13 protein-coding genes and 2 tRNA genes are annotated in these 12,752 nt (G+C 72.2%); 9 read left to right on the forward strand and 6 right to left on the reverse strand.

Annotated features, from left to right (window positions below):
• The first annotated feature begins 45 nt into the window (after nt 1-45).
• The 5 genes from KSED_RS04355 (at nt 46) to KSED_RS04370 (ending at nt 3,412) form a co-directional block, all read left to right on the forward strand.
• Entirely contained in the window at nt 46-597 is a 552-nt protein-coding gene (locus KSED_RS04355; protein ID WP_012802359.1) for an acyl-CoA thioesterase, read from the forward strand.
• Nucleotides 594-1,256 carry a DUF8185 domain-containing protein gene (locus tag KSED_RS14525; RefSeq protein ID WP_012802360.1) on the forward strand — a complete coding sequence of 221 codons (663 nt, stop codon included), beginning with the start codon at nt 594-596 and terminating at the stop codon, nt 1,254-1,256. Before KSED_RS04355 ends, KSED_RS14525 begins: the two co-directional genes overlap by 4 nt.
• Nucleotides 1,257-1,369: 113 nt before the next feature.
• Nucleotides 1,370-2,002, forward strand: a complete 633-nt coding sequence (locus tag KSED_RS15250; RefSeq protein WP_049758333.1) for a nucleoside recognition domain-containing protein — start codon at nt 1,370-1,372, stop codon at nt 2,000-2,002.
• Nucleotides 1,927-2,364 (forward strand): nucleoside transporter C-terminal domain-containing protein, encoded by a 438-nt coding sequence (locus KSED_RS15255; protein ID WP_049758335.1) that lies wholly within the window; start codon nt 1,927-1,929, stop codon nt 2,362-2,364. The genes KSED_RS15250 and KSED_RS15255 overlap by 76 nt, the downstream gene beginning before the upstream one ends.
• Nucleotides 2,365-2,389: 25 nt before the next feature.
• On the forward strand, nt 2,390-3,412 hold the full coding sequence (locus KSED_RS04370; RefSeq protein WP_012802361.1) for an ATP-dependent 6-phosphofructokinase: 1,023 nt from the start codon (nt 2,390-2,392) through the stop codon (nt 3,410-3,412).
• Between the two features lie 18 nt (nt 3,413-3,430).
• Here KSED_RS04370 and KSED_RS04375 read toward each other — a convergent pair whose 3' ends face one another.
• Genes KSED_RS04375 through pepN form a run of 4 tightly spaced genes read right to left on the reverse strand, consistent with a single transcriptional unit; the run spans nt 3,431 to nt 9,168 of the window.
• Nucleotides 3,431-5,143: a glycoside hydrolase family 13 protein gene (locus KSED_RS04375; RefSeq protein ID WP_012802362.1), complete on the reverse strand. Its 1,713-nt coding sequence runs from the start codon at nt 5,141-5,143 to the stop codon at nt 3,431-3,433.
• A gap of 38 nt (nt 5,144-5,181) precedes the next feature.
• Nucleotides 5,182-5,718: a globin gene (locus KSED_RS04380; RefSeq protein WP_012802363.1), complete on the reverse strand. Its 537-nt coding sequence runs from the start codon at nt 5,716-5,718 to the stop codon at nt 5,182-5,184.
• A complete protein-coding gene (locus KSED_RS04385) occupies nt 5,702-6,598 on the reverse strand; it encodes a mechanosensitive ion channel family protein (RefSeq protein ID WP_012802364.1) in 897 nt (298 codons plus the stop codon). The genes KSED_RS04380 and KSED_RS04385 overlap by 17 nt, the downstream gene beginning before the upstream one ends.
• Nucleotides 6,595-9,168, reverse strand: a complete 2,574-nt coding sequence (pepN, locus tag KSED_RS04390) for an aminopeptidase N (protein ID WP_041290860.1) — start codon at nt 9,166-9,168, stop codon at nt 6,595-6,597. Before pepN ends, KSED_RS04385 begins: the two co-directional genes overlap by 4 nt.
• 168 nt (nt 9,169-9,336) lie before the next feature.
• Between pepN and KSED_RS04395 the strand changes: the two genes are divergently transcribed.
• Together KSED_RS04395 and KSED_RS04400 are read left to right on the forward strand one after the other, a co-directional pair.
• Nucleotides 9,337-9,987 carry a DsbA family protein gene (locus KSED_RS04395; RefSeq protein ID WP_012802366.1) on the forward strand — a complete coding sequence of 217 codons (651 nt, stop codon included), beginning with the start codon at nt 9,337-9,339 and terminating at the stop codon, nt 9,985-9,987.
• 52 nt (nt 9,988-10,039) lie between these two features.
• Nucleotides 10,040-10,501, forward strand: coding sequence for a ribose-5-phosphate isomerase (locus KSED_RS04400; RefSeq protein WP_012802367.1), 462 nt, complete (start codon nt 10,040-10,042; stop codon nt 10,499-10,501).
• Between the two features lie 80 nt (nt 10,502-10,581).
• Here the strand turns inward: KSED_RS04400 and KSED_RS04405 are convergent, their stop codons facing one another.
• Complete coding sequence (locus KSED_RS04405; RefSeq protein WP_169307774.1) at nt 10,582-10,803, reverse strand: antitoxin; 222 nt, start codon at nt 10,801-10,803, stop codon at nt 10,582-10,584.
• 239 nt (nt 10,804-11,042) lie between these two features.
• Nucleotides 11,043-11,116, reverse strand: a tRNA-Gly gene (locus KSED_RS04410).
• 79 nt (nt 11,117-11,195) lie between these two features.
• Here KSED_RS04410 and KSED_RS04415 point away from each other — a divergent pair.
• Both KSED_RS04415 and tig read left to right on the forward strand, forming a co-directional pair.
• Nucleotides 11,196-11,269, forward strand: a tRNA-Pro gene (locus KSED_RS04415).
• A 102-nt stretch (nt 11,270-11,371) separates the two neighbouring features.
• A complete protein-coding gene (tig, locus tag KSED_RS04420) occupies nt 11,372-12,730 on the forward strand; it encodes a trigger factor (protein WP_012802369.1) in 1,359 nt (452 codons plus the stop codon).
• Nucleotides 12,731-12,752 lie beyond the last annotated feature (22 nt).

Below are 12,752 nucleotides of genomic sequence, written 5' to 3' on the forward strand. Positions count from 1 at the left end.
GGTCACCGAGGCGGACGGCCGCGCACGCCTGAGACCATGTGCGCCATGACGACGCACAACCCCGGCGGCCGGAGCACGCCCGGTTCGCTGACCACGCACCCCTCGACCACCCACGGCCCGCGCCCCTACCGGTTGAACGTGCCGCTGCGGTGGTCGGACCAGGACGCCTACGGCCACGTCAACAACGTCACCTTCCTGCAGCTGCTGGAGGACGCCCGCGTGCAGGGCATGCACGAGTGGTTCACCGGCGCCAGTCCCCTGTCGACCGGCCTGCTGGTGGCCTCGCACAAGGTGGAGTACTTGCGCCCGGTGGAGTTCCGGTACGCGCCGGTGGTGGTCGACATGTGGATCGGCACCCTGTCGGGCGGCAGCTTCTCCGTGGAGTACGAGCTGCGCGAGCACCCGCTGGCCCACGGTGAGACGCCGGTCTCCCTGGACACGCCGGTGCCCACCGAGGCAGACCTCCCGGTGGCCCTGCACGCCAGCACCGCCATCGTCACCTACGACTTCGAGGCCGCCCGGCCGCGCCGGCTCACCGCCGAGGAGCGCGAGGTGCTCGGCCGCTACGTCGGCGACCCGGTGGTGTTCCGCCGGTGACCACGGCCCCGGACACGCGCGGCACCCAGGGGCAACCGGTCATCACCCTGCCCGGCCCCTCGGAGCTCGACGACCTGGCCGTGCTGACCGGCCGCGCCAAGCGACTCGACCCCGAGGGGGCCATGCGCCTGCAGTGCGCCGAGGGGCGCCTGGCCACCTGGGTCTGCGTGGTGCAGGGTGCCGGCGTGCTCGGTGACGGCACCGTGCTGGGTCTGCGGGCGGCGCAGGCAGAGTGTCCGCGCCCGGTGGACGTCGTGGTCCCGCTGGCGGCGGTGACCGACCGGCTGGCCGCCCGGGGGGCGGACACGGCCGACTTCTCCGTCCCACCCACCGAGGTCCGTGCCGGGTGGGCGAGCATCAGCCCGCCGCGCGGGGGCTGGGAGGCCGTCGCCCGCATCGATGAGGGCGACCTCGCCGCCGTCGCGCGCGCCGGCATCGAGGAGATCACCGTCGGCGCCCCCGAGGGGTCGGGCGCGGCCGCCGTGGCCGACCTGCGTCGCCGGGTGTGGGGCGCCCCCGTGGGGGTGGGCTGGCCGCGGGGCCTGGCCTTCGGCGCGCAGGCACTCGGCTTTCTCGGCGACGACCGCGAGGCGGTCCTCTGGCGCACCGGCCCGTGGTGGCGCCTCTCGACGCAGCGGGGTCACGTGCTGGCCCGGTGACCCGGGTTAGCGTGAGGCCCGAAAGGAGATCACCTGCTCACGATCCTCTGGGGGCTGGGCGGCATGCTCGCCCTGTTGCTCATCGCCTGGTTGCTGTCCGCCGACCGCGGGGCGTGCGCTGGCGCACGGTCCTGGCGGCACTGGGGCTGCAGATCGGCTTCGGCGTCCTGACCCTGTACTGGGAACCCGGTCAGCGCGCTCTCTCGGCCGTGGCCGACGGGGTCTCCGCCGTGATCGGTTCCGCCGGGGCCGGCATCGACTTCCTCTTCGGCCCGGTGCTTCCCGAGGAGGGCTCGGTCTTCGCCTTCCAGGTGCTGCCGGTGATCGTCTTCTTCGCCTCGTTGACCGCCGTGCTGTTCCACCTCGGGGTGCTGCAGTTCGTGGTGAACGGGATTGGTCGCGCCCTCGGGTGGGCGCTGGGGACCGGGCGCTACGAGTCGGTCAACGCCGCGGCGAACATCTTCGTCGGCCAGACCGAGGCGCCCCTGCTCATCAAGCCGTACATCCGGCGGCTGGACGAGTCGGCGCTGTTCGCCGTGATGGTCGGGGGGCTGAGCACCGTCGCCGGCTCGGTGGCGCCGCGGTGCGCGGTGCCGAGGCCACCGGCGGTGCCACCGTGGCCGGTGCCGACCGACCGGCCGCGGACCGCGAGCACCCGCAGGACGAGCACGTGGCCGAGGAGGAGGGCGACAACGTCATCGAGGCGGCCGCGCTCGGCGCGCAGGAGGGGCTCAAGCTCGCCTTGACGATCGGTGCCATGGTGCTGGCCTTCATCGCGCTGGTCCAGCTGATGAACCTGCTGCTGGGCACCGTCGGCGGCTGGTTCGGCTACGGCGACCTCTCCTTCGAGCAGATCCTGGGCTGGGTCTTCGCCCCGGTCATGACGCTGGTGGGTGTCCCGTGGTCCGAGGCCAGCACCTCCGGCTCCTTCTTGGGCCAGAAGATCGTGCTCAACGAGTTCGTGGCCTTCGCCAACTACACCCCGGTGGCCGAGACGCTCAGCGCCCGCACGCAGGCGATCACCACCTTCGCGCTGACCGGTTTCGCCAACCTCGGGTCGCTGGGCATCCTGCTCGGCGGGCTGGGCGCGGACATCCTCATCGCCTGAGGGCCGGCGGTGGCACCATGAGCCCATGCGCATCGGCATCCTGACCTCCGGCGGGGACTGCCCCGGTCTCAACGCCGTCATCCGCGGAGCCGTCCTCAAGGGCGATCGCATCCACGGCCACGAGTTCCTCGGCATCAAGGACGGTTGGCGGGGCCTGGTCGAGGACGACGTCGCGCCCCTGCCCCGCCACCAGATCCGCGGCCTGAGCAAGCAGGGCGGCACCATCCTGGGCACCTCCCGGGTGGGTCCCTACGGCGAGGGCAACGGGGGCGCCCAGCGCGTCCGCGAGACCATGCAGCGGCGCGGGATGGACGCCCTCATCGCCATCGGGGGAGAGGGCACGCTCACCGTGGCGCGGATGCTCCACGACGAGGGCATCGACGTGGTGGGGGTCCCCAAGACCATCGACAACGACCTCGGTGCCACCGACTACACCTTCGGCTTCGATACCGCGGTGCACGTGGCCACCGAGGCCATCGACCGGCTCCGCACCACCGGCGACAGCCACCACCGGTGCATGGTCCTGGAGGTGATGGGCCGCCACGCAGGGTGGATCGCCCTGCACGCGGGCATCGCCGGTGGCGCCCACGCGGTGCTCATCCCCGAGGTCGCCGTCGGCTACGACCAGGTGGCGCAGTGGGTGCGGGCGACCGCCGACCGCGGGCGGGCCCCGATGGTGGTGGTCGCCGAGGGCTTCATGCCCGACGGCGAGCTCGTCTCCGGCGGTCAGGTGGACGGCATGGGCCGCCCGCGCCTCGGCGGGGTGGGGGAGCAGGTGGCACGGGAGATCGAGGAGCGCACCGGCATCGAGTCGCGCGCCATGGCGCTGGGCCACATGCAGCGCGGGGGCTCACCCACCGCCTATGACCGGGTGCTGGCCACGCGCTTCGGTACCGCGGCCCTCGATGCGGTGCACGACCGTGCCTTCGGCCAGATGGTGGCCCTGGCGGGCACCGAGATCGTGCGCGTTCCGCTGGCCGAGGCGACCACGGCGCTCAAGAGCGTCCCGCGGGAGCGGTGGGACGAGGCGGCCATCCTGTTCGGGTGACCGCCCCGCCCCGCCCGGTCAGCCCAGGGGGCCGTCGAGCCACAGGGTGTGGTTGCCCTCCAGGGTGGTCGCTGTCGAGGCGCCCCCGGCGAGGCTGTCCAGCAGCACCGTCGCACCGGCGGGCAGGGGCAGGGGGGTGGTGCCGGTGTTGCACAGCACCGTGACCGTGCCGGCGGTGCCCTGCACCTCCAGCCCGAACACCCCCTCGGGCAGCCCCTCCACGAAGGACAGTGCCCCCGCCGCGGTGCCGAGGCGCGAGCGCTCGGCCAGGGCCGTGCGGTAGAGCTCCAGCGTGGAGCCCGGCACGCCGGTCTGCTGGTCCACGGCCAGCTCGGGGTAGGACGGCGGCTGCGGCAGCCACGAGGCACCGGTGGTGTTGAACCCGGCGGCCGGGGCGTCGGCCTCCCAGGCCATGGGCACGCGGCAGCCGTCCCGGCCCACCTGCTCCTGGTCCGTGCCGCGGGTGCGGAACCACGCCGGGTCCTGTCGGACCTCGGGGTCCATCGCGGTGTGCTCGGGCAGGCCCAGCTCCTCGCCGTAGTAGAGGTACGAGGAGCCCGGGAGCGCCAGCATCATGGTGGTCGCGGCCCGTGCCCGCCGCAGGCCGAGCTCCGCATCGGGCTGCGGGTCCTCGGCCGCGATGCCGTTCGGGCGCCCCTGTCCGACCGGGAGCCCCAGGCGCGAGGCGTGGCGCACCACGTCGTGGTTGCTCAGCACCCAGGTGGTTGGCGCGCCGACGGCGTCGAGGGTGGCGAAGGAGCGCTCGATGCAGGCGCGCAGGTCGTCCGCCCGCCAGGGGGTCTCCAGGAAGTCGAAGTTGAAGGCCTGGTGCATCTCGTCCTCACGGACGTAGCGAGCCAGGCGCTCGGGGTCCGGTACCCACGCCTCGGCACAGAGCACGCGGTCGCCCTCGTACTCCTCGAGCACCCGGTGCCAGCGGCGGTACACCTCGTGCACCTCGTCCTGGTCCCACATCGGGCCCTGGTTCGAGGCGGTGGAGGCGCCGGCCATCGTGGCCACCTCGGCGAAGTCCGGCAGGCCCTCGGCCTTCACCAGGCTGTGCGCGACGTCCACCCGGAAGCCGTCCACACCCCGGTCCAGCCAGAAGCGCAGGACGTCCTCGAAGTAGTCGCGCACCTCGGGGTTGCGCCAGTTGAAGTCCGGCTGGGTGGAGTCGAACAGGTGCAGGTACCACTGGCCGTCGTCCACCCGGGTCCAGGCGGCGCCGCCGAACACACTGCCCCAGTCGTTCGGGGGCTCGCTGCCGTCGGGCCCGGAGCCGTCCCGGAACAGGTAGCGCTCGCGCTCGGGGGAGCCCGGCCCGGCCGCCAGCGCCTGCTGGAACCACTCGTGCTGGTCGGAGGAGTGGTTGGGTACCAGGTCCACGATCACGCGCAGACCCAGCTCGTGCGCGCGGGCGATGAAGGCGTCCGCATCGTCCAGCGTGCCGAAGATCGGGTCGATGTCGCGGTAGTCGGTGACGTCGTAGCCCGCGTCCTTCATGGGCGAGACGTAGAACGGGCTCACCCACACCGCATCGACGCCGAGCGCCGCCAGGTGTTCCAGGCGGGAGGTGATGCCGGGCAGGTCGCCCAGCCCGTCCCCGTCGGCGTCGGCCCAGGAGCGGGGGTAGATCTGGTAGATCACCGCGTGACGCCACCACTCGGTGCCGGGGGAGGGGGAGTGGACGATCGGTCCGGTGCGCAGGGAGGTCTCAGTCACGCGACCCATTGTGGGGCACCGGCCCGGTGGGTCCGGGCGGGGGTGGCTCACTCCTGCACGCGGCGCACCGACAGCCGGGGGCGGCGCGGAGCAGGGTGGACGGGGGGCGGCGGCGCCGACTCGTGCAGCGGGGGCGCGTCGTCCTCGAGGGTGTTGACCATGAAGTGGGCGGCGCGCTCGAAGTAGGCACGCATCATCTGGTCGGCCTCGGCGGGGAAGCCCATCCGGTCCATGGCGGCGGTCATGTGGTGCAGCCACCGGTCGCGCTGCGCGGGGGTGACGGCGAAGTCGACGTGGCGCATGCGCAGGCGGGGGTGGCCCCGGGTCTCCGAGTAGGTCTTCGGGCCGCCGAAGAACTGCTCCAGGAACATCCGCAGCCGGTCCTCGGCCGGGCCGAGGTCCTGCTCGGGGTACAGGTCGCGCAGAGGCGGGTCGGCGGCCACACCCTCGTAGAACAGCGCGGTGAGCTGCACGAAGGCCTCGTGCCCGCCGACCATCTCGTAGATGGTCTCGGGGTGCGCCGGGGCCGGGTCGGCTCCCGCGGGCGGGGTCTCGTGGCGGCCGGGATCAGCTGGGCTGGTCATGGCCCCAGTCTCGCACCGGCGGTCCGGGAACTCCCGCGGCGTCCAGGGCGCGCTTGGCCTCGGCCCGGATCACCCGGGCCGCCGCGTACTGCTCGCTGGGGACGCAGTCGGCGAAGATCCGCACCGTCATGGCACCGTTGCGCACCTCCTGGATGCCGGCGACCGAGGGCACCCCCAGCAGCTGCCGTTCGCCCTCGGGGGAGGCAGCCAGCTCCTCCATCGCGCCGGTGAGCACCTCCACCACGGTGCGCGAGTCGGCGCGGGCGGCCACCTGCACGTCGATCGTGGCCACCGGGGTGCCCTGGGAGGTGTTGCCCACGCGAAGGATCTCGCCGTTGCGGATGTACCAGACCACGCCGTCGGCCGAGCGCAGGCGGGTGACCCGCAGGGTGACCTCCTCCACCTCGCCGCTGGCCTCGCCGAGGTCCACCCAGTCACCCACACCGAACTGGTCCTCGATCATCAGCATCACGCCGCTGATGACGTCCTTCACCAGCGACTGGGCGCCGAAACCGATGGCCAGGCCACCGATCCCGGCGCTGGCCAGCAGCGGCGCCAGGGGAAGCCCCAGCTGGTCGCACACCATCAGTGCTGCGACGGTCCAGATCACCACCGAGGAGGTGCTGCGCAGCAGGCTGGTCAGGGTCAGCACCCGCTGCCGGCGACGGAGGTCCGCCCGGCGGCCGTCCTGCGTGGACTCGTGGGCGTGGTCGGTCATCCACGTGGTGAGCCGCCGGATGAGGTGGCGCGCCAGCGCGCGCAGCGCCAGCGCGGCCACCACGATCGCGACGATGGCCAGGCCGTGCGTTCCGAGCCACGAGGCCACCGCCTCCCAGAGGGCCTCGCGGGTGATCTCCGCGGGTGCCGCAGGGTGGTTCACGAGCGGGCGTCGAAGGCCTGCGCCGCCAGCGCCCGGACGGTGCCGTCACGGTTCTCGGCGATGACGCGCCGCAACGCCTGCGAGGCGGTGGGGTTGCTGTCGAGCCAGGACTGGGCGGCGTCCACCACGTCGGCGTGCACCAAGGCGTGCGGATAGAACCCGCCGGCCACGGCCTCGGCGATCGCGTGGGTGCGGTCGTCCCACATCGCGGCCACACGGTCGAAGTACGGGCCCACGAAGCGACGCAGGTCCTCCGGGTCCTGCACGCGCTGCCACCCTGCGGCCGTCGCCACGACCTCCGCATTGGGCAGGCTGCTGCTTCCCCACACGGTGTCCCAAGCCTGCTGCTTGCTCTGCGCGTCGGGGCGGGCCGCCCGCGCCCGGGCCAGTCGCTCGGCGCCCGATGCGGTGCGGTCGCGGGCTCCCTCGGCCTCCAGCTCGGCCGCGCTCAGGGCACCGTTCTTGGCCAGGCCCGTCATCAGCACCCAGCGCATGTCGGTGTCGACCTCCAGGCCCTCCAGGCGCTGCGACCCGTCGGCGAGCGCCCGCAGGCGTGCCACCCCGGCCTCACCGCGGGCGGCTGCGGCCCACGCGGTGGCGAGCTGCAGCTGCAGGTCGGAACCGGGCCGGGCCTCCTCGACCAACCGGCCGAGCTCGTCGGCCAGGCGCTGGGCGGTGGCCTCCTGGTGCGCGGGGGCCACGTACCGCCCGGCGGCGGCCTCGAGCTGGGAGAGCAGGATGCGCACGAGCGTCGAGTCGCTCTCCCCGGGCAGGGCCCGCAGCCCGAGCTCGATGAAGTCGCGCGCCGGCATCTGCGCGTCGCGGGTCATGTCCCACGCGGCACCCAGCACGACCGCCCGGGGGAGCGAGTCGGTGAACGCGGCGATGTGCTCGGTGGCGGTGGCGAGGCTCACCGCATCGAGACGCACCTTGCAGTAGCCGAGGTCGTCGTCGTTGAGCAGCAGAAGGGCGGGGCGGGTGCGGCCGACGAGCTGCGCGAGCTCGGTCCGCTCCCCGGCGACGTCCAGCTCCCAGCGGTCCGTGCGCACCAGGGCGCCGTCCTGCAGCTCGTAGGCGCCCACGGCGATGCGGTGGGGGCGCAGGGTGGGCCAGTCCTCGACGGCGGTCTGCTCGATGTGGGCGGACGTCACCGTGCCGTCGGCGTCGGTCTCCAGCACCGGGGTCAGGGTGTTCACGCCCGCGGTCTCCAACCAGTCGGCCACCCAGCTCGTGAGGTCGCGCCCGGAGGTGGCCTCGAGGTGACGGGTGAGGTCGGACAGGGTCGTGTTGCCCCACTTGTGCTCGGCGAAGTAGGTGCGCAGTCCGTCGCGGAATGCCTCCTCACCGACGTAGGCCACGAGCTGCTTGAGCACGCTCGCGCCCTTGGCGTAGGTGATGCCGTCGAAGTTCACCTCGACGTCGGCCAGGTCGCGGATCTCGGCCACGATGGGGTGGGTCGAGGAGAGCTGGTCCTGGTGGTACGCCCAGGTCTTCTCGCTGATGGCGAAGGTGGTCCAGGCGGTGCGCCACTGGGTGGCCTCGGTCTGGCAGGTGGTGGAGGCCCACTCGGCGAAGGACTCATTCAGCCAGAGGTCGTTCCACCACTTCATGGTCACGAGGTTGCCGAACCACATGTGGGCGAGCTCGTGCAGGATCGTCAGGGCGCGGCGCTCCACCAGGCTGTCGGGCACCGCCGAGCGGAAGACGTAGATCTCGGCGAAGGTCACGCAGCCCGCGTTCTCCATGGCGCCCATGTTGTACTCGGGCGTGAAGATCTGGTCGTACTTGCTGAAGGGGTACGGCTGGTCGAAGTACTCCTCGTAGAAGCCGAAACCGGCCTTGGTGACGGCGAAGATGTTCTCGGCGTCCAGGTGGTCGTCCAGGCTCTTGCGTGCCAGCACCCCGAGGTCGATCGTGCCCTGCCGGGTCTCGACCGTGTCGGCGTGGCGGACGTACGGTCCGGCCACCAGTGCGGTGATGTAGCAGGACATCTCCGGGGTGGGGGCAAAGGTCCAGGTGGCCCGCTCCACGGACGTCTTCCCGTCGAGGGTCCCGGTCCCGGCCGGTACCGGCTGCGGGGTGGCCTCGTTGCTCACCACCTGCCAGTGCGCCGGCGCCGTGATCGTGAACTGGAAGGTGGCCTTGAGGTCCGGCTGCTCGAAGACGGGGAACATGCGGCGGCAGTCGGCCACCTCGAACTGGGTGTACAGGTAGACCTCGTCGTCGGCGGGGTCCACGAACCGGTGGAGGCCCTCGCCGGTGTTCATGTAGCGGCCGACGGCCTCGACGTACAGCTCGTGCTCGCCCTCGGACAGGCCCGGCAGCGCGATGCGGGCGTCGTCGAAGGCGCCGGTGTCCAGGGGCTGGCCGTCCAGCTCCACCCGGCGCACCGACTCCCCGATGAAGTCGATGAAGCTGTCGCCCGCCTCGTGGCAGGTGAAGCGCACCCGGCTGCTCGTGGCGAAGGTGTTCGGGCCGTCCGTGACGTCGGTGGCCACCTCGTAGGAGTGGGTGGCGATCTGACGCGAGCGCTGCATCGCCTCGTCGCGGGTGAGGTTCTTGCCGGGCACGAGGGTCCTCCAGGGGGTGACGGTGGGGTCGGTGGCCGCGGTCGGGGCCGGGTCCGGGGCAGTCTTGCACGCACCTGTGGCACCGGTCACACGGCCGGCGGGGTGGGGGAGTCGCCTGCGTGCCCGGTGGGCCGTGCCGGCGCGGGGCGCGGGTGGCAGACTCGGGGCATGAGCGAGAACACACAGCAGCCCGCCGTCGAGATGTTCTTCGACCCCACCTGCCCCTGGGCTTGGATGACCAGCCGGTGGCTCATGGAGGTTGAGCAGGTGCGCGACATCCAGGTCACCTGGTCCCCGATGTCCCTGGCCGTCCTCAACGAGGGACGCGACCTCCCTGAGGACTACGCCGCCGCCATGCAGGCCGCGTGGGGCCCGGTGCGCGTGATCTCCGCCGCCATCACCGAGCACGGCGAGAAGCAGGCCAAGGCCCTCTACGACGCGATGGGGAAGCGCTTCCACCCGGGCGGTCGCAAGAACGTCGAGGAGGGGCAGGCCGTCATCGCCGAGGCGCTGGCCGAGGTGGGCCTGCCCGCCGAGCTCGCCGACGTGGCCTTCCCCCAGGGCGTGGGCTCCAACCCCGAGGACGAGATCACCGCGGACCTGCGGGAGCGCCAGCAGCGCGTCGTCGACCTCGTCGGCGACGACGTGGGCACGCCCGTGATCGCCGTGGACGGGGTGGCCTTCTTCGGCCCCGTCGTCACGCCGGCCCCGAAGGGCGAGGACGCCGGTCGCCTCTGGGACGGCTGCGTGCTGGTGGCCTCCACGCCGGGCTTCTACGAGCTGAAGCGCTCGCGCGACGCCGGCCCGCAGTTCGACTGACCCCTCCCCGCCCCCCGGCCCCCAGGCCGGGCCCGAGCCCCACAGGAGCACCATGATCATCCACATCGGCGGCGACCACGCCGCCCACGAGTTGCAACGCCACCTGGTGGCGTGGCTCACCGAGCGGGGCCACGAGGTCGTGGACCACGGGCCGCTGGAGTACGACGCACAGGACGACTACCCGGTCTTCGTGCTGCCCACCGCGCAGGCGGTGGCCGCGGACCCGGACTCGCGGGGGATCGTGCTGGGCGGATCGGGCAACGGTGAGCAGATGGCGGCCAACAAGGTGGCCGGCGTCCGGGCGGCCCTGGCCTGGCAGCCCGAGCTCGCGGCGCTCGCGCGCCAGCACAACGACGCCCGCGTCGTCAGCATCGGCGCGCGCTTCACCGACACCGCGACCGCCGAGGCGATCGTGGAGGCCTTCCTGACCACCGAGTTCGAGGGGGAGGAGCGCCACGCCCGCCGCGTGGCCATGGTGGAGGCCTACGAGCGCGACGGCTCGCTGCCCGGCTGAGCAGCTCCGCACACGGGCGACGGCCCCTGACCCGGGTGGGTCAGGGGCCGTCGCGCTCTCAGGAAGGAGCTGGTGCTCGATCAGGCCTGCTGGTCGCCCTCGGCGTCCTGCTCACCGGAGAGGCCGTCCAGGTACTCGCCGGCCTTGTCGCCGCCGGACTGGATCTTGTCTCCGTGCTTGCCGCCGGTGGCGTCGTCCACCTTGTTGCCGGCCGCGTCGATGGCGCCGTCGACCTTCTCGGACTGGGCGTCGTAGCCCTTGCCAGCCAGGTCCTTCGCGCTGTCAGCGTTCACGTTGTCCATGATTCCCATGGGAGTCCTCCGATCTCTCGGCGCGGGCCCGGGGGCCCCTGTCCCGAACCACCCTGCCACGGGGGTGCTGGCCCCGACAAGAGTGACGCGGGTCACGCGCCGTCCGCCCCGTGGGTGGGTCGGGCCGGGGCGGGGCGGTCGAGGGGAGGCCGTGCGACAAGGGGACCCCGGGGCACGTGGTGTGCCCCGGGGTCCCGGGTGGTCGTCCCCGGAGCGGGCCGGGGGAGCCGTGGAGCGGGCGACGGGAATCGAACCCGCACAACCAGTTTGGAAGACTGGGGCTCTACCATTGAGCTACGCCCGCACGCGTCGTCCGCTGGAGATCGAGCGCCTGCGAACCGGGGTAGCCTACCCTGTCGGCGCCGTGCACGTACGGCGCCCCACGGGGTATGGCGCAGCTTGGTAGCGCGTCCGCTTTGGGAGCGGAAGGCCGCCGGTTCGAATCCGGCTACCCCGACCGTTAGGATTGCTCCTCATTGCGCGCATTTCTGGCGTGCCCCCGGACAGCAGGGGTCGAGTCACGGCCCCTTCCCCCATCAGTCAAACGGAGACGAGAGACGTGAAGAGTGCCGTCGAGACCCTGAACCCCACGCGTGTGAAGCTGGCCGTGGAGGTTCCGCACGAGGAGCTCAAGCCTGCCCTCGACGAGGCCTACAAGACCATCGGCAGCCAGGTGCAGATCCCGGGCTTCCGCAAGGGCAAGGTGCCGGCGCGCATCATCGACCAGCGGTTCGGCCGCGGCGCCGTGGTCCAGGAGGCCATCAACACCGTGATGCCCGACCTCTACGCCCGCAGCATCACGGAGAACGAGCTCACCCCCATCGGTGAGCCCGAGCTGGAGATCACCGACATCCCGGCGCAGGACGGCGAGCCGCTGAAGTTCACCGTCGAGGTCGACGTCCGGCCCACCATCGAGCTGCCGGACACCGCGGGCATGAAGATCGAGGTCGACGCCGTCGAGATCTCCGACGAGGACGTCCAGACCCGTCTGGACGACCTGCGCGAGCGCTTCGGCACGCTGAACGGCGTGGACCGCGCCGCGAAGTCCGAGGACCACGTGAGCATCGACCTGACCGCCGAGATCGACGGCGAGGAGATCGACACCGTCGAGGGCGTGAGCTACCAGATCGGCCAGGGCACCATGATCGAGGGCCTGGACGAGGCGCTGGTCGGCATGTCCGCTGGTGAGACCAAGACCTTCACCGCCCCGCTGGCCGGTGGCGACCGCGAGGGGGAGGACTCCCAGGTCACCGTGACCCTCCAGTCGGTCAAGGAGCGCGAGCTCCCCGAGGTCGACGACGAGTTCGCCCAGCTGGCGTCCTCCTTCGACACCGTCGAGGAGCTCAAGGCCGACCTGCGCACGCAGGCCGAGCGGAACGCCGCCTTCACCCAGGGCATCGAGGCCCGGGACAAGATCCTGGACAGCCTCATCGAGCAGCTGGACATCCCGGTGCCGGCGAGCATCGTGGAGGCCGAGGTGCACGCCCACCTGGAGCGCGAGAACCGCCTCGAGGACGACGAGCACCGCGCCGAGGTCACCAAGAGCACCGAGGACGCGCTGCGCGCCCAGTTCCTCATGGACGCCCTCGTGGAGCGCGACGCCGTCGAGATCGAGCAGAACGAGCTGCTCGAGTACCTGATGATGTCCGCGCAGTCCTCCGGCATGGACCCCAACCAGTTCATCTCCATGCTCGACCAGCAGGGCCAGATCGGCCAGGTCGTCGAGGAGGTGCGCCGCCGCAAGGCGCTGGCCGGTGTGCTGGAGACCGCGAGCATCGTGGACACCCAGGGCAACCCGGTGGACCTGAGCGCCCTCGAGGACGACGAGGAGGCGGACGGCGGGCAGGCCGAGGCCGGTTCCGAGGAGTCCGCTGTCGAGGCCGACGAGCAGACCGAGGACGCCGCCGCGTCCAAGTGACCCGGACCGATCCCCACGGCGG

This window comes from Kytococcus sedentarius DSM 20547, assembly GCF_000023925.1.
Lineage (GTDB): Bacteria > Actinomycetota > Actinomycetes > Actinomycetales > Dermatophilaceae > Kytococcus > Kytococcus sedentarius.

What these genes read in the sequence shown, in the direction of transcription:
- KSED_RS04355 (WP_012802359.1), top strand. Translation starts at nt 46, where the DNA reads ATGACGACGCACAACCCCGGCGGCCGGAGCACGCCCGGTTCGCTGACC.
- KSED_RS04370 (WP_012802361.1), top strand. Translation starts at nt 2,390, where the DNA reads ATGCGCATCGGCATCCTGACCTCCGGCGGGGACTGCCCCGGTCTCAAC.
- KSED_RS04375 (WP_012802362.1), bottom strand. Translation starts at nt 5,143, where the DNA reads ATGGGTCGCGTGACTGAGACCTCCCTGCGCACCGGACCGATCGTCCAC.
- KSED_RS04380 (WP_012802363.1), bottom strand. Translation starts at nt 5,718, where the DNA reads ATGACCAGCCCAGCTGATCCCGGCCGCCACGAGACCCCGCCCGCGGGA.
- KSED_RS04395 (WP_012802366.1), top strand. Translation starts at nt 9,337, where the DNA reads ATGAGCGAGAACACACAGCAGCCCGCCGTCGAGATGTTCTTCGACCCC.
- KSED_RS04400 (WP_012802367.1), top strand. Translation starts at nt 10,040, where the DNA reads ATGATCATCCACATCGGCGGCGACCACGCCGCCCACGAGTTGCAACGC.
- KSED_RS04405 (WP_169307774.1), bottom strand. Translation starts at nt 10,803, where the DNA reads ATGGACAACGTGAACGCTGACAGCGCGAAGGACCTGGCTGGCAAGGGC.